At 70.1% G+C, this 22,560-nt stretch carries 24 protein-coding genes; 12 read left to right on the top strand and 12 right to left on the bottom strand.

Translation table 11 applies throughout. The annotated features are described in order from the left end of the window. Positions 1-75 precede the first annotated feature (75 nt). Positions 76-738: a hypothetical protein gene (locus ACFWBQ_RS31250; protein ID WP_385503863.1), complete on the top strand. Its 663-nt coding sequence runs from the start codon at positions 76-78 to the stop codon at positions 736-738. Positions 739-825: 87 nt separating this feature from the next. Here ACFWBQ_RS31250 and ACFWBQ_RS31245 read toward each other — a convergent pair whose 3' ends face one another. Genes ACFWBQ_RS31245 through ACFWBQ_RS31235 form a run of 3 tightly spaced genes read right to left on the bottom strand, consistent with a single transcriptional unit; the run spans position 826 to position 3,827 of the window. Then, positions 826-1,959 (bottom strand): Mrp/NBP35 family ATP-binding protein, encoded by a 1,134-nt coding sequence (locus ACFWBQ_RS31245; protein ID WP_385503861.1) that lies wholly within the window; start codon positions 1,957-1,959, stop codon positions 826-828. A gap of 43 nt (positions 1,960-2,002) precedes the next feature. Next, entirely contained in the window at positions 2,003-2,563 is a 561-nt protein-coding gene (locus ACFWBQ_RS31240) for a DUF1003 domain-containing protein (RefSeq protein WP_385503860.1), read from the bottom strand. Next, the gene (locus ACFWBQ_RS31235; protein ID WP_385503858.1) at positions 2,553-3,827 is read right to left on the bottom strand and encodes a magnesium transporter MgtE N-terminal domain-containing protein; all 1,275 of its coding nucleotides are present in this window, start codon (positions 3,825-3,827) and stop codon (positions 2,553-2,555) included. The genes ACFWBQ_RS31240 and ACFWBQ_RS31235 overlap by 11 nt, the downstream gene beginning before the upstream one ends. 173 nt (positions 3,828-4,000) lie before the next feature. Between ACFWBQ_RS31235 and ACFWBQ_RS31230 the strand changes: the two genes are divergently transcribed. Beyond that, positions 4,001-4,771, top strand: coding sequence for a hypothetical protein (locus ACFWBQ_RS31230; protein WP_385503856.1), 771 nt, complete (start codon positions 4,001-4,003; stop codon positions 4,769-4,771). A 75-nt stretch (positions 4,772-4,846) separates the two neighbouring features. Here ACFWBQ_RS31230 and ACFWBQ_RS31225 read toward each other — a convergent pair whose 3' ends face one another. Both ACFWBQ_RS31225 and ACFWBQ_RS31220 read right to left on the bottom strand, forming a co-directional pair. After that, positions 4,847-5,365, bottom strand: coding sequence for a hypothetical protein (locus tag ACFWBQ_RS31225; RefSeq protein ID WP_385503852.1), 519 nt, complete (start codon positions 5,363-5,365; stop codon positions 4,847-4,849). 12 nt (positions 5,366-5,377) lie between these two features. Beyond that, a complete protein-coding gene (locus ACFWBQ_RS31220; RefSeq protein ID WP_385503850.1) occupies positions 5,378-6,493 on the bottom strand; it encodes a magnesium and cobalt transport protein CorA in 1,116 nt (371 codons plus the stop codon). Between the two features lie 408 nt (positions 6,494-6,901). Between ACFWBQ_RS31220 and ACFWBQ_RS31215 the strand changes: the two genes are divergently transcribed. From ACFWBQ_RS31215 to ACFWBQ_RS31200, 4 genes are all read left to right on the top strand, one after another. Beyond that, positions 6,902-7,486 (top strand): suppressor of fused domain protein, encoded by a 585-nt coding sequence (locus ACFWBQ_RS31215; RefSeq protein ID WP_385503848.1) that lies wholly within the window; start codon positions 6,902-6,904, stop codon positions 7,484-7,486. Between the two features lie 79 nt (positions 7,487-7,565). Further along, positions 7,566-8,210, top strand: coding sequence for a DUF6758 family protein (locus ACFWBQ_RS31210; protein ID WP_385503844.1), 645 nt, complete (start codon positions 7,566-7,568; stop codon positions 8,208-8,210). 91 nt (positions 8,211-8,301) lie between these two features. Further along, positions 8,302-9,168, top strand: coding sequence for a PHP domain-containing protein (locus tag ACFWBQ_RS31205; RefSeq protein WP_385503841.1), 867 nt, complete (start codon positions 8,302-8,304; stop codon positions 9,166-9,168). A gap of 130 nt (positions 9,169-9,298) precedes the next feature. Continuing rightward, on the top strand, positions 9,299-9,904 hold the full coding sequence (locus ACFWBQ_RS31200; RefSeq protein WP_329207670.1) for a MarC family protein: 606 nt from the start codon (positions 9,299-9,301) through the stop codon (positions 9,902-9,904). A gap of 82 nt (positions 9,905-9,986) precedes the next feature. Here ACFWBQ_RS31200 and ACFWBQ_RS31195 read toward each other — a convergent pair whose 3' ends face one another. Continuing rightward, positions 9,987-10,139 (bottom strand): hypothetical protein, encoded by a 153-nt coding sequence (locus ACFWBQ_RS31195; protein WP_093692475.1) that lies wholly within the window; start codon positions 10,137-10,139, stop codon positions 9,987-9,989. Between the two features lie 210 nt (positions 10,140-10,349). Between ACFWBQ_RS31195 and ACFWBQ_RS31190 the strand changes: the two genes are divergently transcribed. The 3 genes from ACFWBQ_RS31190 to ACFWBQ_RS31180 all read left to right on the top strand — a co-directional run bounded on the left by ACFWBQ_RS31190 (position 10,350) and on the right by ACFWBQ_RS31180 (position 13,540). Then, positions 10,350-11,261 (top strand): NYN domain-containing protein, encoded by a 912-nt coding sequence (locus tag ACFWBQ_RS31190; protein WP_385503833.1) that lies wholly within the window; start codon positions 10,350-10,352, stop codon positions 11,259-11,261. A gap of 145 nt (positions 11,262-11,406) precedes the next feature. Beyond that, positions 11,407-13,110 (top strand): hypothetical protein, encoded by a 1,704-nt coding sequence (locus ACFWBQ_RS31185; protein WP_385503828.1) that lies wholly within the window; start codon positions 11,407-11,409, stop codon positions 13,108-13,110. 49 nt (positions 13,111-13,159) lie between these two features. Next, positions 13,160-13,540 (top strand): FG-GAP repeat domain-containing protein, encoded by a 381-nt coding sequence (locus ACFWBQ_RS31180; RefSeq protein ID WP_385503823.1) that lies wholly within the window; start codon positions 13,160-13,162, stop codon positions 13,538-13,540. 56 nt (positions 13,541-13,596) lie between these two features. Here ACFWBQ_RS31180 and ACFWBQ_RS31175 read toward each other — a convergent pair whose 3' ends face one another. After that, a complete protein-coding gene (locus tag ACFWBQ_RS31175) occupies positions 13,597-14,481 on the bottom strand; it encodes an alpha/beta fold hydrolase (protein ID WP_385503815.1) in 885 nt (294 codons plus the stop codon). 101 nt (positions 14,482-14,582) lie between these two features. Continuing rightward, entirely contained in the window at positions 14,583-16,577 is a 1,995-nt protein-coding gene (locus ACFWBQ_RS31170) for a DEAD/DEAH box helicase (protein ID WP_385503810.1), read from the bottom strand. A 473-nt stretch (positions 16,578-17,050) separates the two neighbouring features. Here ACFWBQ_RS31170 and ACFWBQ_RS31165 point away from each other — a divergent pair, with 473 nt between their 5' ends. Next, the gene (locus tag ACFWBQ_RS31165; RefSeq protein WP_385503806.1) at positions 17,051-17,797 is read left to right on the top strand and encodes a ferritin-like fold-containing protein; all 747 of its coding nucleotides are present in this window, start codon (positions 17,051-17,053) and stop codon (positions 17,795-17,797) included. Between the two features lie 10 nt (positions 17,798-17,807). Here ACFWBQ_RS31165 and ACFWBQ_RS31160 read toward each other — a convergent pair whose 3' ends face one another. The 4 genes from ACFWBQ_RS31160 to ACFWBQ_RS31145 form a co-directional block, all read right to left on the bottom strand. After that, positions 17,808-18,080: a hypothetical protein gene (locus ACFWBQ_RS31160; RefSeq protein WP_385503803.1), complete on the bottom strand. Its 273-nt coding sequence runs from the start codon at positions 18,078-18,080 to the stop codon at positions 17,808-17,810. 213 nt (positions 18,081-18,293) lie between these two features. Next, positions 18,294-18,521: a DUF3107 domain-containing protein gene (locus ACFWBQ_RS31155; protein WP_056793994.1), complete on the bottom strand. Its 228-nt coding sequence runs from the start codon at positions 18,519-18,521 to the stop codon at positions 18,294-18,296. A gap of 136 nt (positions 18,522-18,657) precedes the next feature. Further along, positions 18,658-19,299, bottom strand: coding sequence for a TetR/AcrR family transcriptional regulator (locus tag ACFWBQ_RS31150; protein WP_385503799.1), 642 nt, complete (start codon positions 19,297-19,299; stop codon positions 18,658-18,660). 168 nt (positions 19,300-19,467) lie between these two features. Next, positions 19,468-19,683 carry a hypothetical protein gene (locus ACFWBQ_RS31145; protein WP_385503796.1) on the bottom strand — a complete coding sequence of 72 codons (216 nt, stop codon included), beginning with the start codon at positions 19,681-19,683 and terminating at the stop codon, positions 19,468-19,470. 110 nt (positions 19,684-19,793) lie between these two features. Here ACFWBQ_RS31145 and ACFWBQ_RS31140 point away from each other — a divergent pair, with 110 nt between their 5' ends. After that, complete coding sequence (locus ACFWBQ_RS31140; protein ID WP_385503792.1) at positions 19,794-20,759, top strand: alpha/beta fold hydrolase; 966 nt, start codon at positions 19,794-19,796, stop codon at positions 20,757-20,759. A gap of 8 nt (positions 20,760-20,767) precedes the next feature. Beyond that, positions 20,768-22,108 (top strand): DUF3152 domain-containing protein, encoded by a 1,341-nt coding sequence (locus ACFWBQ_RS31135; protein ID WP_385503789.1) that lies wholly within the window; start codon positions 20,768-20,770, stop codon positions 22,106-22,108. The last annotated feature ends 452 nt before the right edge of the window (positions 22,109-22,560 follow it).

The raw sequence follows: 22,560 nt of genomic DNA, 5'->3' as shown, positions 1-22,560 counted from the left end.
GGTTGCGAGGTTGCCCATGCCCGAGGGGGGGAGGGCCGCTCCGGATCATTGACAGATCGAGGAGGCGGCCGGGCAGTGGAGACGACGAGTCGGGTAGGGGCGGATGGTGCGCCCAGCACAGTCACCGCAGAGGGGGTGTCGGCGGCCCGGCGTATTGTCGACGGCTATCTCGCGGCGCCGTTCCCGTGGTACGGACTGGACGGGGCCTTCACCGGTCCGCGCTGGCTGATGCAGGTCGCCGCCGCAGCGGACGGCACGGTGCAGCACGGTTCCACCGGGCACGGCGAGGAGCCGGTGGTGCGGACCGACGCGGGCGCCGAGAAGGCGCGCTTCGCGGTGGTCGTGACGGTTGCCGGCGGCCCGGTACGGCGCAGCAGTGACGGCACAGGGGTGCTGGACGCCATCACGGTGTCCTCGGCGGCCTGGCTGGCCGATTCCGGCCTGCTGGCCCACACCTGGCCGCCGCAGATGGACCACACCCTGCGCAACGAATGGCTGAACCAGCAGACCGAGACCGCGTTCGAACTCGCCGACGACCTGGGCCGGGCACCCTGGTCGACGCTCTCCCTCCCGGTGGACGGCGTTCCGGTGGAATTCCACTATCGCGAGTCCGAGTTCGGCTGGGTGCTCGCGGGTTCGGCGCCCGGCGGGGTGCACATCGGGGCGTACGGACGCGGGATGAGCGCCTACGGCCTGGGCTTCGCCGTGGTCGGCGACATCACCGCGTACGACAACTGAGCGAACAGCCGTAGGGCGACAGCGCCGAGGCGACAGCAGTAAGGGGCAGCACCTCCGAGGAGGTGCTGCCCCTTACCCGTACACCGCTCAGAACTTGTTGCGCGGGGTGAGTCCCAGCGACATGCCGGACAGGCCGCGCTGACGGCCGCTCAGCTTGTCCGCGATGGACCGCAGCGCGGCGCCGGCCGGGGAGTCCGGGTCGGACAGCACGACGGGCCTGCCCTCGTCGCCGCCCTCACGCAGGCGTACGTCGATCGGGATGGTACCCAGGACCGGTACCTCGGCGCCCACCGTCTTCGTCAGCCCCTCGGCGACCCGCGCGCCGCCTCCCGAGCCGAACACGTCGACGATCTCGTCGCAGTGCGGGCACGGCATCCCCGACATGTTCTCGACGACGCCGACGATCTTCTGGTGGGTCTGCACGGCGATGGAGCCGGCCCGCTCGGCAACCTCGGCCGCGGCCTGCTGAGGGGTCGTGACGACGAGGATCTCGGCATTCGGTACGAGCTGTGCCACGGAGATCGCGATGTCGCCGGTGCCCGGCGGCAGGTCGAGCAGGAGGATGTCCAGGTCGCCCCAGTACACATCGGCGAGGAACTGCTGCAGCGCGCGGTGCAGCATGGGCCCGCGCCACACCACCGGGGCGTTGCCCGGGGTGAACATGCCGATGGAGATCACCTTCACGCCGTGCGCGGACGGCGGCATGATCATGTTCTCGACCTGGGTGGGCTTGCCGTCCGCACCGAGCATCCGGGGCACGCTGTGCCCGTAGATGTCCGCGTCCACCACACCGACCTTGAGTCCGTCGGCCGCCAGCGCCGCAGCGAGGTTCACCGTCACCGAGGACTTGCCGACGCCGCCCTTGCCGGACGCCACCGCATAGACCCGGGTCAGCGAGCCGGGCTTGGCGAACGGAACCTCGCGTTCCGCCGTGCCGCCGCGCAGCGAGGAGGCGAGCTCCTTGCGCTGTTCGTCGCTCATCACGTCGAGAGTGACCTCGACGCGCGACACGCCCTCGACGCGGGCCACCGCGTCGGTCACGTTCTTGGTGATCGTCTCTCGCATCGGGCAGCCGGAAACCGTGAGGTACACGGTGACAGCGACCACACCGTCAGGATCGATTTCGACCGATTTCACCATGCCCAGCTCGGTGATCGGTCGGTGGATCTCCGGGTCGTTCACTGTCGCCAGTGCTTCACGCACCGCGTCTTCCGTAGCCATACCGACGATGGTACGGCGCAGGTGCCTACGCGCGGGTAGCCCCTCAGCGGTCGCCTTCGTCACTCTCGCCATGGAACAGCACCCGGCGCTCCTCCATGTCCTTCACCATGGCCTCCAGCTCCGAGCGGATCCAGTCCCGGGTGGCGACCTCACCGAGACCCATCCGGAGCGCCGCGATCTCCCGGGTGAGGTACTCGGTGTCCGCGATCGACCGCTCGTTCTGCTTGCGGTCCTGCTCGTGGGTCACCCGGTCGCGGTCGTCCTGGCGGTTCTGCGCGAGAAGGATCAGTGGGGCCGCGTACGAGGCCTGGAGGGACAGCATCAGGGTCAGGAAGATGAACGGGTACTGATCGAACCGAAATTCGTTCGGCGCGAAGATGTTCCACACCACCCACAGGATGATGATCAGCGTCATCCAGACGATGAACCGTCCGGTGCCCAGGAACCTGGCGATGCGCTCGGAGAACCGGCCGAATGCCTCGGGGTCGTACTCCGGCAGCAGTCGGCGCCGCGGGGCCTTCGGCTGGTCGAGCCGGGGCCGCGGCGGGCGCACGATGCCCGATGCGCCGGTCGACGCAGCCCTCGGGCGGTCCTCACCGGGCATCGGCGATCCCCTCCTCGCCCTGGAAGTCGGTCTCGCGCCAGTCCTCGGGCAGCAGGTGGTCGAGCACGTCGTCGACGGTCACCGCCCCCAGCAGCGACCCGCTCTCGTCCACCACGGGAACGGAGACCATGTTGTACGCGGCCAGATAACTGGTCACGGCCGGCAGCGGGGTGTCCGGCGTCAGAGGTACGAGATCGCTGTCGACGAGCGAGCTGACCAGCGTGAACGGCGGATCGCGCAGCAGCCGCTGGAAGTGCACGGTGCCCAGGTACTTGCCGGTCGGGGTCTCGTCAGGGGACCTGCAGACGTACACCTGTGCGGCCAGCGCCGGCGAGAGATCCTGCTGACGGACCCTGGCCAGCGCGTCCGCGACCGTCGCGTCGGGGCGCAGGATGATCGGCTCCGTCGTCATCAGACCGCCCGCGGTCCGCTCCTCGTACGACATCAGGCGCCGTACGTCGGCGGCGTCGTCCGGCCGCATGAGTGCCAGCAGCCGTTCCTTGTCCGCCTCCGGCAGCTCCGAGAGCAGGTCGGCCGCGTCGTCCGGGTCCATCGCCTCCAGGACGTCCGCCGCGCGGTCCTCCTTGAGCTTGCCGATGATCTCCACCTGGTCGTCCTCGGGGAGCTCCTCGAGGACGTCGGCGAGCCGGTCGTCATCCAGGGCGGCGGCGACCTCGGCCCGGCGCTTGGGCGACAGATGGTGCAGGGCGTTGGCGACATCGGTCGGGCGCAGCCGTTCGAAGGTGGCGACCAGACTCTCGGCCCCCTGGCCGTGCTCGTCCAGCGAGAAGCCGCTGATCGCCGACCACTCCACGGTCAGCGTCTCGCCCCGGCGGCGCAGCGCGCCGCCGCGCCCCTTGCGTACGAAGAACTTGTCGATCTCCCAGTCGCGGCGGGCGGGCAGCTGCTGGATCGCGACATCGAGGACGGTGACCTCCTCGTCCGTATCCACCAGGTGCACCCGCCGGTCAAGAATCTCACCGAGAACGAGTCGCTCGGTCGGGCGCTGTTCGAAGCGCCGCATGTTGACCACGCCGGTGGTGATGACCTGACCCGATTCGACCCCTGTCACCCGGATCATCGGCAGGAAGATCCGACGCCGGCTCACGACCTCGACGACCATCCCGAGCAGCCGCGGCGGTTTGCCGCCGACGCGCAGCATGGCCACCAGATCACGGACCCGGCCGACCTGGTCGCCATTGGGGTCGAAGACCGGCACACCGGAGAGGTGCGAGACGAAGACCCTGGGAGCGCCTGCTGCCATCCTGTGCGCCTCCCTGAAGTCCCTCACGTCCTCCTTTGTGTGATCAGGCTAGCCCGTACCGCGACGGTGCGCCCCGGCGGACCGTCCGTACGGAGCTCTGCCGAAAGGCGTACGCGGCACAGGTACGCTGCCGTCTGCCATCCCCCGACACACAGACGAGAGGCAGTGCGCCCGTGACCTCTTCCGCCCCGGCCGTCCGGGCCCGTCGCCGGACCGCTCTCGCCGTGGTGCTCTGTGCGGGACTCACCACCGTGCTCACGGCCTGCGCCGGAGAGGATCCGGACAAGGGGACCAACGGCGTCGGCAAGCTGACCGCGGCGCAGATCGACAAGAAGGCACGGGCCGCCGCGGATGCCTCGGATGCGGTGCGGCTCGCCGGAAAGCTGGTCAGCAAGGGGGGTACGTACACCCTGAACATGCAGCTCAGCGCCGATGGCGGCACCGGATCGGTCACTTCGAGGCAGAGCACGTTCGCATTGCTGCGGATCGGTGACGAGCTCTACCTCAAGGCAGACGCGGGCTTCTGGAACCACGAGGACAAGAGCGACAGCGACAGTGACGACGAGGGCGACCAGGCCGCTGCCGACAAGCTGCAGGGCAAGTACGTGAAGGTCCCGCAGGACGACCCGACCTACAAGCAACTGCGTGGCTTCACGGAGAAGAAGACCCTGCTCGACGGGGTGCTCGCGCTGCACGGGAAGATCAACAAGGGCGACCGCGGCACGATCGACGGGGTACGCACCGTGCAGATCATGGGCGGAAAGGGTGAGGGCGGCGCCCTCGACGTCTCCCTGAAGGGCACGCCGTATCCGCTGCGTGTGGCGCGTGGCGGGGGCGGCGGCATCGTCACCCTCTCCGACTGGGGCAAGACCTTCAGGCTGGAGGCGCCGCCCGAGAACGCCACCGTCGACTACGGCGGCCAGCTCCCCAAGTCCTCCGGCTGAGCGCGTCCCCGTCCGTCGGCTTTTCCCCGGCCGACGGCCTCCGGCGGTCGGCTTCGGGCCGACGGTCGCGGTCGGTCAGCTCTTCCTGCGGCGCTTCAGCAGCAGCCGGGGAAGCGCGGCGGGCGCGGGCTGCCGTGTGGTCGCCCCGGTGGGCAGTGGTGCCGCGGCCAGGGAGCCGTCCGGCAGCTCCGTACGGGAGGTGCCCGGCGTCAGCCGTACCACCCGGCACTCACGCGCCCATCGATCCGTCATCTGTTCGGCGTCCGGGGCGTTCAGCCGCTTGCCCTTGAGCTCGGCGACCCCGGCCTCCCACTCCTCGGAGTGCGGTTCCAGCACGGTGACCGCGGCGGTCCAGGTGACGAGCCTGCCGCCCTTGTCCTTGCTGCGCACGGTCACTTCGGCGGCGCCGCCGGCGACCAGACCCTCGGGGAGCGGCTGCTCCCCGGGGCCGTCACCGACGAGCAGGGCCGCGGCCTCGTGCCAGACGTGCCACAGCGCCCGGGCGGGGCCTGTGCCCCGCACCCAGATCAGGCCGGACTTCTTGGTGGCCTCTTCGACGAGAGCCCGGCCCAGCAACACGTCAGCAGCAGTCATGCCCGAACTCTATTAGAGCCAGCCGTTGCGCTTGAGGCTGCGGTGGATGGTGAAGCAGACGACTCCGATGACGCCCATCACCACCGGATAGCCGTACGTCCACTTCAACTCGGGCATGTGCTCGAAGTTCATGCCGTACACGCCGCAGATCATCGTCGGTACGGCGATGATGGCGGCCCAGGACGTGATCTTGCGCATGTCCTCGTTCTGCGTCACCGTCGCCTGCGCCAGATTGGCCTGCAGGATCGAGTTGAGCAGCTCGTCGAAGCCGATGACCTCTTCGTGCACGCGGGCGAGGTGGTCGGCCACGTCGCGGAAGTACTTCTGGATGTCGGGATCGATCAGGCGCATCGGGCGCTCGCTCAGCAACTGCATGGGCCGCAGCAGTGGCGACACGGCGCGCTTGAACTCCAGCACCTCACGCTTCAGCTGGTAGATCCGGCCCGCGTCCGAACCGCGCGGAGCGCCCTTCGCCGGAGTGGAGAACACATCGATCTCCACCTCGTCGATGTCGTCCTGCACCGAAGCGGCCACCGCGATGTACCCGTCGACCACATGGTCGGCGATGGAGTGCAGGACGGCGGACGGGCCTTTGGCGAGCAGCTCCGGGTCGTCCTGGAGCCGGTGGCGCAGGGCGCGCAGCGAGCCCTGTCCGCCGTGCCGGACGGTGATGACGAAGTCCCGTCCGGTGAAGCACATCACCTCACCGGTCTCGACGACCTCGCTGGTCGCGGTCAGTTCGGCGTGCTCGACGTAATGGATGGTCTTGAAGACGGTGAACAGCGTGTCGTCGTAGCGCTCCAGCTTGGGCCGCTGGTGGGCGTGGACGGCGTCCTCGACGGCGAGCGGGTGGAGCCCGAACTCCCGTGCGATACCGGCGAATTCCTCCTCGGTCGGCTCATGCAGGCCGATCCAGGCGAAGCCGCCGTCCTCGCGCACGCGCAGCATCGCCTCGTGCGGGGTCTGGCAGGCGTCGGCCGCGAGCCGGCGTCCGCCCCGGTAGACCGCGCAGTCGACGACAGCGCTGGAGACGGTCGGGTCGCGGGTGGTGTCGTAGCTGTTGTACGGGGTGTTGCTCTTGCGCAGGGACGGGCGCACGGCGGCGCGCAGGTCGCGGATCATCGACATGGCTGACTCCTTCACGGAGGGCCGTCGGCGGGGGCGTGGAACAGCCCGGAATGGGGACGTGCGCTCACGTCCGCAAAGCGGGCGGCACCGCGCAGGCGCGATGACGGCGTTCGCTACAGACAGGCAAAAACGAGGGGCTCTTCCGTTGCGCGAACTGCCGCGAGTACGTCCTGGGAGGGCGTCAGATCGCAGAAGGTAGGCGTCGTGCGGAAGAACGGTTGGTACTGCACGGTCGACTTGGATCCACCGCAGCCCCACCTCCTCCGGCCGGTCCCCCGTGGGGGATCACGTGTGCCGGGACTGAGAGCGACGCTTCTGCGTGCTGTCCCGGCCGACGGCCCAGGCTATCAGCCGCCCCGGGGCCGATCCGTACCTTTGCCCGTTCGAAACGCGTTCTATGCTCGCGGCATGGGAGAAATTCTTGCTCTGGTCGAGGCCCGGCTCCGTACGGCCCTGGGCGAACCGGACGCACGCGCCGATGTGACGTTCCTCGGCACGGACCGTATCGAGGTGCTCCGCTTCATCGACGGCGACGTGGTGCGCTACGCCACGCTCGGCATGTCCGCCCAGCCGATGGCCGACCCCACTTCGCCCCTCGCCGACCCGATCAAGGGCCCGCGCGCGGAACTGATCCTGTCGGTACGGGCCGGACTCGCCGACACCGACCAGGTGCTGCGACCGCTTGCGGTGCTGGCCGCCTCCCCACAGGTCGAGGGGTTGATCGTGACCCCGGGCGCGTCGTTGGACCTCGGTCAACCGCTGTGGTCGGGGGCGCCGTTCAGTTCCGTACTGGTCGCCGAGCCGGGCGGCCTGGTCGAGGACCTGGAGCTGGACGAGCCGATGGATCCCGTGTGCTTTCTTCCGCTGCTGCCGATGACCCACAACGAGGCCGCCTGGAAGCGGGTCAGAGGGGCGCAGGAACTCCAGGAGCGCTGGCTGTCCCAGGGGACGGATCTGCGTGACCCCCTGCGTTCCTCCGTGCCCCTGGACTGATCGGGCGCACGGGCCCGCCGCGCTGCGGACGGGTGATCGTCCTTGACGCGGCGACGACCGGGGAGGACCGTTGGTCCCTATGAGGGGCGAACCCAGTTGCCCGAAGTGCGGTGGCCGGGTCAGGGCGCCCGGTCTGTTCGCCGATTCCTGGCAGTGCCCGATGCACGGTCACGTGCACCCGATGCAGCCGGTGATCCCACCCAGTGTCGAGGCGCTCGGCGTGGTGGTGCACAGGGCTCAGGTTCCGGTGTGGATGCCCTGGCCGCTCCCGGTGGGCTGGCTGTTCACGGGCGTGGCGTACGCCGGGGACGACCGCAGCGGCGGCCGGGCGACCGCGGTGGCCTGCTCGGGCCCCGGTCCGCTCGGAGGCCTGGGTGAGCTGCTCCTCGTCGCCGAGGAGCTCGGCGTCGGTCTCGGTGCGCGTTACGCCGGCATCGAGGGCCTCGACCCCGGCGAGGGATTCGGTGTCGAGGGCGCACCGGACGCCAAGGTGCTCGCCGCGGGACGGCCCACCCCGCTCTGGCACGTCAAGGACGCCCCGGACGACCGGGCGGTCTTCGCGGGAGAGGCGCGCGGCCTGTGGCTCTGGGCGATCATCTGGCCCGAACAGTCCGGGCTCCTGATGTACGACGAACTGGTGCTGACCGATCTGCGCGATGCCGGTGCGGAGGTGGACCTTTTGCCGTGCGGGGCGCTCACGCCCCGACTGCTCACGCCGCCCTGACCGGGGCCGCGGCGACGGCGGCCGGGGGCGTCACGCCCGGCGGTTATCCTTGAGCGTCCCCCTGTCCGCCGCCAGCTGTGGAGTACGCGTCGTGCGCATCGATCTGCACACCCACTCCACCGCGTCGGACGGCACGGACACCCCCGCCGAGCTGGTGGCCCACGCCGCAGCGGCGGGCCTGGATGTCGTCGCCCTCACCGACCACGACACCGTGGGCGGACACGCGGAAGCGGCCGCCGCTCTCCCCGAGGGCCTCACACTCGTCACGGGCGCCGAGCTCTCCTGCCGCATCGACGGCATCGGCCTGCACATGCTGGCGTACCTCTTCGACCCCTCCGAGCCCGAACTGGCGCGCGAGCGCGAGCTCGTACGGGACGACCGGGTGCCGCGCGCGCAGACCATGGTGGCCAAGCTCCGGGAACTCGGCGTACCGGTCACCTGGGACCAGGTCGCGCGGATCGCCGGCGACGGCTCCGTCGGCCGTCCCCACATCGCCACCGCGCTGGTGGATCTGGGCGTCGTCGAAACGGTCTCCGACGCCTTCACGCCCGCCTGGCTCGCGAACGGTGGACGCGCCTACGCCGAGAAGCACGAACTCGACCCGTTCGACGCGATCCGGCTGGTCAAGGCCGCGGGCGGCGTCACGGTCTTCGCCCACCCACTCGCCGTCAAGCGCGGCGCCGTGGTGCCCGAGGCGGCGATCGCCCGTCTGGCAGCCGCGGGGCTCGACGGCATCGAGGTGGACCACATGGACCACGACGAGCCCACCAGGGCCCGGCTGCGCGGCCTCGCGGGCGACCTGGGGCTGCTGCCCACCGGGTCCAGCGACTACCACGGCACCCGCAAGACCGTACAGATCGGGGAGTACACCACCGATCCCGAGATCTACGGCGAGATCACCCGGCGCGCCACGGGAGCCTTCCCGGTGCCGGGAGCTGGTGGAGCCCACCGGGCGTAACGCGCCTCCCGCGCGCTCCTCACTCCCGTTTCCGGCGGCACCCCGTCGCCCCCTCGCAGCGCCCGGCCGTCCTCGCGGCCCCGGACATGCGCACCCCTGTTCAGCCCGCTCTTCTCTCGCAAGGCTCACTGTGTTCGACGTCGCTGTCTTCGGATCCCTTTTTCTCACCCTTTTTGTGATTATGGATCCCCCCGGAATCACCCCGATCTTCCTGGCCCTCACCGCGGGCCGCCCCGCCAAGGTGCAGCGCAGGATGGCCCTTCAGGCGGTCGCGGTCGCCTTCGGGGTGATCGCCGTCTTCGGTCTGCTCGGTCAGCAGATCCTCGACTACCTGCATGTCTCCGTCCCCGCGCTGATGATCGCGGGCGGGCTGCTCCTGCTGCTGATCGCGCTGGACCTGCTCACCGGCAAGACGGACGAGCCGACGCAGACCAAGGACGTCAACGTGGCTCTCGTCCCGTTGGGGATGCCGCTGCTCGCCGGGCCCGGCGCCATCGTGTCGGTGATTCTGGCGGTGCAGCACGCGGACGACGCGGCCGGTCAGCTCTCGGTCTGGTCGGCGATCATCGCCATGCACGTCGTGCTCTGGGTGACCATGCGCTATTCGCTGCTGATCATCCGTGTGATCAAGGACGGCGGCGTGGTGCTGGTGACCCGGCTCGCCGGAATGATGCTCTCGGCCATCGCCGTCCAGCAGATCATCAACGGGGTCACCCAGGTCATCCAGAACTCCTGACGCACCCGGACAGCACAGCGCCCCCGCACAGACCTTCCGTGCGGGGGCGCTTCTCTTCAACGGCGCAAAGCGGTGTAAGGCGTTACGAAGCCGAGCTGTCGGCCGGCCGGATGTAGATGCGCTGGCCTATTGCCGCAGCCTGCTGCACGATCCGGTTGACGGAGGCGGCGTCCACGACGGTGCTGTCCACGGCGGTACCGTCGACATCGTCGAGTCGCATGATCTCGAAGCGCATATGGCTTCCCTTCGTCTGATCCTCCTGCTGGAGAACTACTGGGAGGACGGGCTGGCCGTCCGCAAGGATGAAGAGCGCAAGGCGTCTGCGTCTCGCGCTCCACAGGGGGTACAACGGCTTGCCCTCTACAAACATTCCCTACGCTAAGGAAATTTTTTGGATGTCTAAGTACCCTTCAGTAACTGAGCATGCGCAGACAATGAGGACCGCATGAACCACGCGGACACGCAGCCGGACGAAGGACCGGGCATCCGCGAGCAGCTGGACCGCACCAACGAGCTGCTCCAGCGCGTGCTCGCCGAGGTGTCCAAGACGCCCTCGACCCACGCGATCTTCGTGGACGCGGGCTATGTCTACGCCGCGGCCGGGCTGCTCGTCACCGGTACCGAGGACCGCCGCTCCTTCGATCTCGACGCGGAAGGGCTGATCGAGGCCTTCATCGACAAGGCCCGCACGATCTTCGCGGACAGCAGGCTGCTGCGCGTCTACTGGTACGACGGAGCCAGGCGCCGGATCCACACCGTCGAGCAGCAGTCCATCGCGGAGCTCCCCGACGTCAAGGTCAGGCTCGGCAACCTCAACGCCAACAACCAGCAGAAGGGCGTCGACTCGCTCATCCGGACCGACCTCGAGTCACTGGCCAGGCACCGGGCCATCAGTGACGCGGCACTTGTCGGCGGCGACGAGGACCTGGTCTCGGCCGTCGAGGCGGCACAGGGCTACGGGGCCCGCGTCCACCTCTGGGGCATCGAGGCCGGCGAAGGACGCAACCAGGCCGAGCCGCTGCTCTGGGAGGTCGACAGCCAGCGCACCTTCGACCTCGACTTCTGCCGCCCGTACGTGACCCGGCGCTCCGTCACGATGTACGAGGACGACAGCCCGGCACCGGCCCGTGAGGACGTCCGCTTCGTCGGCGCGCAGATCGCCGCCACCTGGCTCTCCTCGCGCGGCCGCGAATCCCTCGCCGACCTGTTGCCGGGGCACCCCTATCTGCCGGGCTCCGTCGACCAGGACCTGCTCGTCGAGGCCGAGCGGCTGCTCCAGCACTCGCTGCGCGGCCACGCCCATCTGCGGCGAGCACTGCGCGACGGCTTCTGGCAGCACCTGCAGGCGCAGTATTGACGGTTCCCCGGCCCCGGGCCGGCCGCAGCGGCGAGCCGGGCGGACGCCGGTGGGGAGCTGTCTGCCCGAACAGTGAATATGCCGAGTGCATGCAACGGTGGGTCAGTTAATCTCACGCACACATGTGCGAGGGGGAGGGCCCGAGTTGAGCAGGAATCACAGAATCATCACCGCTGCACTGGTACCCACGCTGGCCTTGGGGATGGTCGGCCTGGGCACCACGGCCGCAACGGTGCTGGCGACCGCACCTGCGGCTGTAGCCGCCCAGTCCGGGCCGTGGAGCGAGCCGACGGCGCTGACCGGCGCGCAGGAGATCGTCAACGTCATCGATGTACGGACCACGTCGGACGGCAGCGTCGTCGCCCTCTGGTACCGGACCGACCCTGTCACCCGTCAGCTGGACCTGAGTGTCGCCGTCCGCCCGGCGGCGGGCGCCGAGTGGGGTTTCACCACGGTGCTGGACGTCCTGCCGGAAGGGCGGGAGAGCGTCTCGCTCGTGACGTCCCCGGACGGTTCGGCCACCGTCACGTGGGTGAACAGTCTGGGGAGCGGTTCCGCACTGCGCACGGCGACCCTCGGCAAGGGGGCCACATCATGGACCGCGCCGACGGACATCGCGACCGACACCTTGATCGGCGAGGTCGCCTTCGCGGGCAGCCCTTCCGGCAAGAGCGTGGCCGTGTGGCGCAAGAGCGACGGCCGTAACAGCCTGCTCCACGTCTCCGAGCGCTCCGGCCCCGACGGGGGATGGTCGGCGCCGGCTGTACTGGTCGCCGCCGACGCCTTCTGGCCGCAGGCCGTTGTCTCCGCCGACGGCGCTGTCACCGTCGCCTGGGCGCACAGCGTCGAGGCGGGCACCACGGTGAAGACCGTCAGCAAGGCCGCCGATGCCACCGGATGGAGCACCCCTGCGGAGCTCTCCGCGCCTGCCGAAGGCGGTGCACCGTTCCTCTCCCGAGGGGCGGACGGGACCACGGCCGTGGCCTGGGTCCTGCACAAGGAGGGTGCCGAGGGGACCGGTATCGCCTCGGCGGTCAGACCGGCGGGCAACAGTGAGTGGGGTGCGCTCCACACGTCCGCGGTGGGGGACTCGGCCCAGCTCACGGACACGCTCGTCGGACCGAACGGTGACGTCACCCTCGTATGGGTCGACTACACCGACGTATACGGGGTCCGCACCGCCACCAGCACCGCCGCGACCGGTATCTGGTCCGATGTCCGGACGCTGTCCAGCGCGTATGTGCCCGAGCAGTTCGACGCGAACATCGGCGCCGACGGCACCGTCCAGGTGGGCTGGGTGCAGGACGACACGACAGCGGAGAACAGCGGCCGGGTCTTCTTCGCCGCCGCCCGCACCGACGGCGTCTGGACACCGGCCACGGAGCTCAGCAAGGCCCCGTCCGACTACGCGGAAGGAGCGGTCGCCGTCGGTCCCGACGGCGACGCGACGGCCGTCTGGGCACAGGACGACCAGCTGTGGACGGCGGGCACCGGGCTGAAGGCCGCCGCGCCTTTGGCCACACGCAGGGACTACGCCGGCGCGGACGGCTTCCCCGACCTCTACGCCCGGACCTCCGCAGGCGGACTGATCGTCTACAAGGGGAACGCGTCCCACGTCGTCTCCGCCAAGGCCGACGGCGGTACGTGGCCCACCACCTCCACCCTCATCCCGTTCGGTGACCTCGACGCCGACGGATGCAACGACACGCTCGTACGCGACAGTGCAGGGGCGCTGCACCGCTACACACCGGACTGCGCAGACGTCGTCACCCCGGTGTCGCCGTCCGTCCAGGTGGGACGGGCTGGAACGGCTTCGACGGCTTCTCCTACTCCGGAGACCTCGCGGTGACGGGCGCCCCGACCTGATCGCGCGCCAGATCTCGACCGGGGACCTGTACATGTACGCCGGAACCGAGGCGGGGAAGCTCACGCGGGTGGGAAGGATCGGAACCGGCTGGAAGTCCCTGACGATCGTGGGGGCCGGTGATCTCAACAAGGACGGGATCGGTGACCTCCTCGCCCGCACCACCACCGGCGACCTCTACCGCTACGACGGGAACGGCACCGGTGGTGTCCGGTCCGGCGTCAAGATCGGTACCGGATGGAACGGCATGGCCGACATTGTCGGCATCGGAGACCTCACCGCAGACGCTACGGACGACATCGTCGCCCGTACCACGGGCGGCGACCTGTACCGCTACGACGGGAACGGCACCGGTGGTGTCCGGTCCGGCGTCAAGATCGGTACCGGATGGAAGTCCTTCAGCACGGTGAGCTGACCTGGTGGTGGTTCCCGGGGCGGAGCAGGTCCGCCCCGGGAACACCCCGGGTGTGGTCAGCGGGCCGGGCCGGCGGCTCGCAGGCCGTCCCAGAACGAGACGAGGGCTGCCGCCGTCTCCAGCGGCCGGGCCGTGTTGGGGGAGTGCTCGGCTCCCTCGATCACGGTGCGCCGGGCACCAAGCCGCTGCGCCATGCCGTCCAGCAGCGGTACGGGCCAGACGTCGTCGCTCTCGCCCGACACCACGTGCACGGGCAGGGAGAGGGCGGCGAGCTCGGCCACCCGGTCCGGCTCGGCCGAGAGCTGGGCGCCCGTGGCGATCAGCTGCGCGGGATGGTGGCGCATCCAGCGGCGGCGCAGGTCCTCGCTGTCCCCGGTGTTCGCGTCCTCGGGCGGATCGAGGGCGCGCATGGCCTGCCAGACGTCGGCCATGCTCCAGCGGACCAGGGCGTCGCTGAGCAGCTGCGCCTTCTTCTGCTGGGCAGGAACGATCTCGGCCGGCCCGGACGACATCAGGGTCAGTGAACGGAACGGCGAGGCGTCGAGGAGCACCGCGGCACGGGCGATCTGGCCGCCCAGGGAGTGCCCGAGCAGATGGATGCCGCCGGTTGCCGGGGTGCCGTCGGGGCCGTCGAGCGCGGCGGCCTGGGCCAGCACATCGCGGGCCAACTCGGCCTGGGCATAAGACTCCTGACGGTCCGTCCCCTCGGTCTCGAACTGGCCGCGGCCATCGATGGAGACCACCCGGAACCCGGCATCGGCAAGGGGTTCGAGCAGGGCGATGAAGTCCTCCTTGCTGCCGGTGTACCCGGGCAGCAGAAGGGCGGTGGAGTGCGCCCCGTCCGGCGGTGCGGCATCCAGCACGGCGAAGTCCCCGCGCGCGGTACGCAGCATGCGGGCACGGGCACAGGGGGGCGGGGTGAAGGTGGGCGGCCTGCTCATGGGGTGAGGTTATCGCCGGGGGCGGTACGGCGCCCGGGAAAGGCGTACGGCCCCGGTTCCCGCAGTGCGGGAACCGGGGCCGTACGGACGGGCCGAAGTGATCAGCCTTCGGTCGTCGCTGCCTCGGCGACGGCCGTTGTCGCGCGTGCACGACGACGGCGCGGCTTCGCGGGTGCCTCGTCCTCGGACGCGGTACCGCTCACCACGGTCTCGGCGACGGTGGCCTCCGCCTTCACCGCGGCGCGCGGCCGGCGACGGCGCGGCTTCGTCTCCGCGGCGTCCTCGGTGGCGGCCGCAGTCGCGGCCACCGCCTCGGTCTTCGGCTTGGCGGCGGCACGGGGCCGACGACGGGACTTGGTGTCGGACACGGGCTCGGAGACCGGAGCGATCTGGAAGTCGACCTCGTCGACGACCGGCCTGACGACACGGGCGCGGCGGCGCGGCTTGGTCGCCACGGGCTCCGCCACCGGTGCGGCCACGGCCACGGTCTGGAAGTCGACCACGGTCTCGGCGACCGGGGTCACCGACACCGTCTCGGCGACCGGCTTCGCGGCGGTGGCCCGGGTACGGCGGCGGCGCGGCTGCGTGTCGGCCGCCGGCTCCGCCTCGGCCACGGGTGCGGCCTCGACGACAACAGGCGCGGCCGGAGCCTCGGCCACGGCCACCGCGGACTCCCCGACGCCCTCCGGGGCGCCGACGCGGGCACGGCGGCGGCGGCGCGGGGTGCGCGGCTCCGTCTGCTCGTCACCGGCCTCCGTGGACGGCGCGGGCACGGTGACCGTGACGGCGCCTTCCTCGGCGGTGCCGGCCCGGGTGCGACGACGCTGACGCGGAGTGCGCGGGGCACGCTCCTCACGGGGGGCGGGGGCGGAGACGGCCGCGGAGGACTTGCGACCGCGGCCGCCCGTCTCGCCGAGGTCCTCGACCTCTTCGGCCCGCAGACCCGCACGGGTCCGCTCGGTCCGCGGCAGGACACCCTTGGTGCCCGCGGGGATGTCGAGCTCCTCGTACAGGTGCGGCGAGGTGGAGTACGTCTCGGCCGGGTCCGGGAACTTCAGGTCCAGAGCCTTGTTGATCAGCTGCCAGCGCGGGATGTCGTCCCAGTCGACCAGCGTGATCGCGATGCCCTTGGCGCCCGCGCGGCCGGTACGGCCGATGCGGTGGAGGTACGTCTTCTCGTCCTCCGGCGACTGGTAGTTGATGACATGGGTCACACCCTCGACATCGATACCGCGAGCTGCGACGTCGGTGCAGACAAGGACGTCCACCTTGCCGTTGCGGAACGCTCGCAGCGCCTGCTCACGGGCGCCCTGGCCGAGGTCGCCGTGGACCGCGCCGGACGCGAAACCGCGCTTCTCCAGCTGGTCCGCGATGTCGGCGGCGGTGCGCTTCGTACGGCAGAAGACCATGGCCAGTCCGCGCCCGTTGGCCTGGAGGATGCGGGAGAGCATCTCCGGCTTGTCCATGTTGTGCGCACGGTAGACATGCTGCGCCGTGTTCTTGACCGTGGTGCCCTCGTCGTCGGGCGACGTGGCGTTGATGTGCGTCGGCTGCGACATGTAGCGGCGCGCGAGAGAGATGACAGCGCCCGGCATGGTGGCCGAGAACAGCATGGTCTGGCGCTTCGGCGGCAGCATGGTGATGATGCGCTCGACATCGGGCAGGAAGCCCAGGTCGAGCATCTCGTCGGCCTCGTCGAGGACGAGGACGCGGATGTGCGAGAGGTCGAGCTTGCGCTGGCCCGCCAGGTCGAGCAGTCGGCCCGGGGTGCCGACGATCACATCGACGCCCTTCTTGAGGGCCTCGACCTGGGGCTCGTACGCCCGGCCGCCGTAGATCGCGAGAACGCGGACGTTACGGACCTTGCCGGCGGTGAGCAGGTCGTTGGTGACCTGCTGGCACAGCTCGCGGGTGGGGACGACGATGAGAGCCTGCGGCGCGTCGGTGAGCTTCTCGGGCGCCGCCCGGCCCGCCTCGACGTCGGCGGGGACGGTCACGCGCTCCAGGAGCGGCAGACCGAAACCGAGCGTCTTGCCGGTGCCGGTCTTGGCCTGGCCGATGACGTCCGAGCCGGAGAGCGCTACAGGGAGCGTCATCTCCTGGATGGGGAACGGGGACATGATGCCGACAGCCTCAAGGGCTTCGGCCGTCTCGGTAAGGATTCCGAGGTCGCGGAACGTAGTCAGGGTGCTGCCTCTTCTGTGAGACGCGGTCCGAGGCGAACGCTGGGGGTCGTACCGTGCCGGGGTTGGTCATCCGGCCGTGGATGGGCCGGGTGGCGCGGGACCACTGCCGTCGCTCGAGCGCTCGTGCCGCTGAGGGGGCCCCTCATCTGCGGTCGTACGTGTCGCACATACCGCGTGGAGGGCTGTCGGGTCGGAGCCGATCGGGCCACCGACCGGGCATCCTCATTCAAGGGCGCGCTCCTGGCACAGCAAATGCTCAGTAAGCGCAATACCACTGTACCCCGGATTCGCGCATGTGTGTTGGGCGAATTCATCGGAACGGTGTGATGTCTCCGGCTGACCAGGCCCTTCCGTCCTCCCGCGGGCGGGCTATTCTGCGCTCCATGGAGACGCCTGACAACGCCACTGAAGCATCCGAGGAATCCCCCGCACCCACCGGGATCGCCGCCCAGGACTGGGCCACCGCGTCCGCCGACCCGCAGTACCGTGCCGCAGTCGTGGATCTGCTGGGCGCACTCGCCTATGGCGAACTGGCGGCCTTCGAGCGGCTCGCCGAGGATGCCAAACTCGCGCCGACACTCGGCGACAAGGCGGCACTGGCAAAGATGGCGTCCGCCGAATTCCATCATTTCGAGCAGCTGACGGACCGGCTCACCGCGATCGACGAGGAGCCGACGGCGGCCATGGAGCCGTTCGCCAAGGCATTGGACGACTTCCACCGGCAGACCGCACCGTCGGACTGGCTCGAGGGTCTCGTCAAGGCGTACGTCGGAGACTCGATCGCCAGCGACTTCTACCGTGAGATCGCGGCCCGCCTCGACACGGACACCCGCTCCCTCGTGCTCTCCGTGCTCGACGACACGGGACACGGCAATTTTGCGGTCGAGAAGGTGCGCGCCGCCATCGAGGCGGAACCCCGCGTGGGCGGCAGGCTCGCACTCTGGGCCCGGCGGCTGATGGGTGAGGCGCTGTCCCAGGCCCAGCGGGTCGTCGCCGACCGCGATGCCCTGTCGACGATGCTCGTGGGCGGAGTGGCGGGCGGCTTCGACCTGGCCGAGGTCGGCCGGATGTTCTCCAGGATCACCGAGGCCCACACCAAGCGGATGGCCGCACTCGGCCTGGCCGCCTGACGAACGCCCCCTACTGGACCGCCGCGGACCGGACCGGCCGGCTGCCGTGCGGGCGGATGAGCAGCGACAGGGTCACCGCCCCGACCAGCACCGCGCCGACCGGTGTCGCCAGAACATGGCCGGAGCCCAGCGCCGAGTGCGTCAGATACGTCCCGAACAGGGCACCGAGCGCCCCCGTGACGAACACGACACGGTGGGACGGGAGCCGGCCGGGCAGCCGGCGGAGCGCGACCCAGGACAGCGCGAGTCCGAGTACGACGGAGCTGATGGATTCCCAGAGCACAGAGGGTCACCTCGCTTGATTGCGCGGCGGGCAGATCGGTCGTAGGCGGTATTACCCGGGGCCGCGGAATGCAACCCTCCTCCTCCACCCGGGAAACCCCTCCGGGGGGAAACCGGCGGTAAAACCGTCCGGACGGAGGAACACGGGACAGCGGAAGAGGCCCGGCGGACAACATCCGCCGGGCCTCTTCCGCTGTCTTTCGGGTCGCGCGACCTACAGCGCGCCGAACCCCACCCGTCGGGTGCTGGGCTCGCCGATCTCCACGTACGCGATCCGGTCGGCCGGCACCAGAACCTTGCGGCCCTTGTCGTCCGTGAGGCTGAGCAGCTGCGCCTTGCCGCTGAGCGCCTCGCCGACCGCGCTCTCGACCTCTTCGGCGGAAAGCCCGCTCTCCAGAACGATCTCCCGGGGCGTGTGCTGCACCCCGATCTTGACCTCCACGGCTATGTCCCTCCGACGGTCCGTCTCTGCGCGGTGAACCGCGCCGTACGCAGCACACATTAGCCCGGTGAAGGGAGCGACCACGGGTCGACCGGCAACGCCCGCAGCGAACACCGGCGCCTGCCGCGTAGAGGATTCAGTGCTGATCGGTGCCGTGCAGCGGGAATCCCGCGATGCCCCGCCAGGCGAGCGAGGTCAACAGCTGTACCGCGGTGTCACGCGGAATGCCGGAGCGGCTGGAGAGCCAGTAGCGCGCCACCACCTGGGAGACACCGCCCAGGCCGACCGCGAGCAGCATCGACTCGTCCTTGGACAGGCCCGTGTCACCGGCGATCACGTCGGAGATCGCCTCGGCGCACTGCAGCGAGACCCGGTCGACCCGTTCGCGAACCGCCGGCTCATTGGTCAGGTCGGACTCGAAGACCAGACGGAAGGCGCCGCCCTCGTCCTCCACGTACGCGAAGTAGGCGTCCATGGTCGCCGCCACGCGCAGCTTGTTGTCCGTCGTGGAGGCGAGAGCCGTGCGGACCGCCTGGAGCAGCGACTCGCAGTGCTGGTCGAGCAGGGCCAGGTAGAGCTCCAGCTTGCCGGGGAAGTGCTGATAGAGCACCGGCTTGCTGACACCGGCCCGCTCGGCGATGTCGTCCATCGCGGCGGAGTGGTAGCCCTGCGCGACAAAGACCTCCTGCGCAGCGCCCAGCAGCTGATTGCGTCGGGCACGGCGGGGCAGGCGAGTGCCCCGCGGGCGCGCTGCCTCTGTCTGCTCGATGGCTGTCACGCCGCCTCCCAAATTTGTGATCAAGCACAGCCGTTCAGTACACGCTGCGCCGTGCAGCCATCGTACTTTTGAGTAACCCGGGTGCGCGCGGCGCGGACGCAGAATTTCACGGACCGGACTGCTGCGGTAGCCACAGATGTGCCGGGTAATGCCGCAATATGGGGCGTACTAGCGGTAATCGTCCTCATCTTGTGTGACAACGCGGGCCTGCTCGGCCGTATCCGCCTCGTTTGCCGTGTCCCGGTCGATGTCGGTGAGCGGTTCGTCGCGGTCCTGCCGGATGTCGGCGTGCTGTTCGGCGGCGTCGGCTTCGGGGGTTTCCTGGTCCGGTTCGTCGGGCTGGGGGTCCTCGAAGGTCTCCGGGTCGCTCGGGTCGACCGTCATAGTGGCTCCCTTCCTTCCCTTGAAGCCTAGGAGCAACCCTTCGGGGGCGCTATGCGGCCTGTGACGGCGAACACATGAACCAGCGCGTGATCGTCTCGTAACATTGCCGCATGTCTTCGACCGAGCTGCCCGGTATCCGCGCCGCCGCTGCCGCAGTGGCTCCCAAGGTCAGTGCTGTGAGGGTTGCGGAGGGCGAGAAACTCCGCTCCGTCCCGCTGCCCGGCCTCACGCTGACTGTCCGTGCCCGTCCGGGCGCGACGGAGGGGCTCGCTCCCGCTCTCTATGTGCACGGGCTGGGCGGCTCGTCCCAGAACTGGTCGGCCATGATGCCGATGCTGGCCGACGTGGTCGACGGGGAGGCGGTCGATCTGCCCGGCTTCGGGGACTCCCCGCCGCCGGACGACGGCAACTACTCCGTCACCGGACACGCGCGGGCCGTGATCCGGCTGCTGGACGCGGGACGGCGTGGCCCCGTTCACCTTTTCGGTAATTCTCTGGGTGGCGCCGTTGCCACCCGGGTCGCGGCCGTCCGCCCCGATCTGGTGCGCACCCTGACGCTGATTTCGCCCGCCCTGCCCGAGATCCGGGTGCAGCGGCCCGCCGTGCCTACCGGGCTGCTCGCACTCCCGGGCGTCGCTTCCCTGTTCTCCCGTCTCACCCGGAAGTGGACAGCGGAGCAGCGCACCCGCGGTGTCATGGCACTCTGTTACGGCGATCCGGCGCGCATCTCCGAGGAAGCCTTCCGCCATGCGGTGGCCGAGATGGAGAGACGGCTGGAGCTGCCGTACTTCTGGGACGTCATGACGCGTTCGGCGCGGGGCATCGTCGATGCCTACACACTGGGCGGACAGCACGGGCTGTGGCGCCAGGCCGAGCGGGTGCTCGCACCGACCCTGCTCGTGTACGGCGGACGGGACCAGCTCGTCTCGTACCGGATGGCACGCAGAGCGTCCGCGGCCTTCCGCGACTCGCGGCTGCTGACACTGCCCGACGCCGGGCACGTGGCGATGATGGAGTACCCGGAGGCGGTCGCCCAGGCGTTCCGGGAACTGCTCGACGAATGCGGCGGGAGCTGATCCGGGGCGTGGGACGACACAGTCGAAAGGGCCCCGAGGTCAAAGGGCGCGATACCGGGGCCGCTGCCGCGGCCGGCAGTGGCACGGCCCGCTCCGGGTCCGGCGACGGGCGGCGCAGGCGAGACTCGGCCACGCCTTCCGCAGGGGAGGGCCACACGCCGTTCCGTGACGTTCCGCAGGCGCGCAGCGGCCATCCCGAGCAGCGCGAGCCGGGTGGCGGCTGGGGGGCCGGTACGCAGCAGCGGTACGGCGACTGGCAGGGGTCCGGTACCGGTCCGCAGGCCTACGCCCGGCAGGCCGTGGCGCGCCAGGTATCGGCCCAGCAGGCGGCGCAGCGCGCGGCCGAACGGCGCCTGACCACAGGGCCGCAGACCGGTAGTTCTCCGCTGATACCGGGACCGCGCAGGGAGTTCGTCGACGCGTTCGACAGCGCGGACGCGCCCACCGCACCGCCCGCGCAGCCTCTTGGGCTGCCCGATGCGGCCGACGGACCCGACGGATCCGGGGACGCCCCGGGCGGCGGGGGCAAGGGAGGCAAGGGACGCGCCTTCACCGGGATCGCGGCCGCCGCGGTGACCACGGTGCTCGCGGTCGTGGTGGCCGGGCAGGTGGCACAGGACTCCGGGAGCGGCTCCCCGGGCACGTCGAGGGCCGCAGGCGTCGACCGGGAGGGCTCCGAGGACGCCTCCCGCTCCGTGGAGCGCCCGACCCCCCAGACGCAGCCGCAGCGGGTGGGGGCCAAGCCCCTGTCGTACGCGGAGAAGATGGCCAAGCCCTATCCGCTCACCCCGACTCTCAAGGCGTCCGGGAAGTTCGAAGCCGTCCCGGGGCTGGCGAAAGCACCCGGCAAGGGGCACAAGTACCGCTATCGGATTGACGTCGAAAAGGGTCTCGGTCTCGATGCGGCCCTCTTCGCCGAGGCCGTGCAGGAGACGCTCAACGACGACCGCAGTTGGGCGCACGACGGCGCCATGACCTTCGAACGGATCTCCTCCGGGGAGCCCGATTTCGTGATCACCCTCGCCAGTCCGGGCACCACCGCGGTCTGGTGCAGGAAATCAGGTCTGGACACCACGGAGGACAACGTCTCCTGCGATTCCGCTGCGACGGACCGCGTCATGATCAATGCGTACCGGTGGGCCCAAGGTGCCTCGACCTTCGGTCCGGACAGGCTTCTGGCCTACCGTCAGATGCTGATCAATCACGAGGTGGGTCATCGGCTGGGGCACAACCATGTGAGCTGCCGCACGCCCGGCGCCCTGGCTCCCGTGATGCAGCAGCAGACCAAGACGCTGGAGCTGGAAGGCATCAAGTGCCGGCCCAATCCGTGGGTGCATCCCGGCAGCTGAGCCATTGCCGGACCACCAGATCCACATTCTGAGGCGGGCGGCTCGTCCACGGTGACATCCGGGAGGCGCTCGGCGGCTGCCGACGCCGACCTGTGTGCCGTTCGCCGAGGACCCCGAACCGTGGGCCTGGGAACTGCCGCCGCCCCGCGTGTCCCTGGCGCTCACCGAGTCAGCCGGCCGGCTTGTTCGGCCTTCGGGCCCCGCAGCTCCCGCCGCAGGCCGACGGCGCGTCCGCCGCGACACCCGCACCGGTTGTTCCGGCGCCTGCAACAGTGCGCCGCGCCGCGCAAGGAGCTGGCCGCAGCCTGACCCTGCGTAACCGTACGGCACCTTATCGCGACAGAACGCGACCGGGGCGAGAAAGTTACGGTGGTTCACCCCTTTCGGTGGTGCGACGGACAACCGTCCGTCGTACCACCGGCGTATCCGCTTACGGTCGTCCCGCTGCGAGT

This window comes from Streptomyces sp. NPDC060035, assembly GCF_042736635.1.
GTDB lineage: Bacteria > Actinomycetota > Actinomycetes > Streptomycetales > Streptomycetaceae > Streptomyces.
This window is presented reverse-complemented; position numbering and strand designations above follow the sequence as displayed.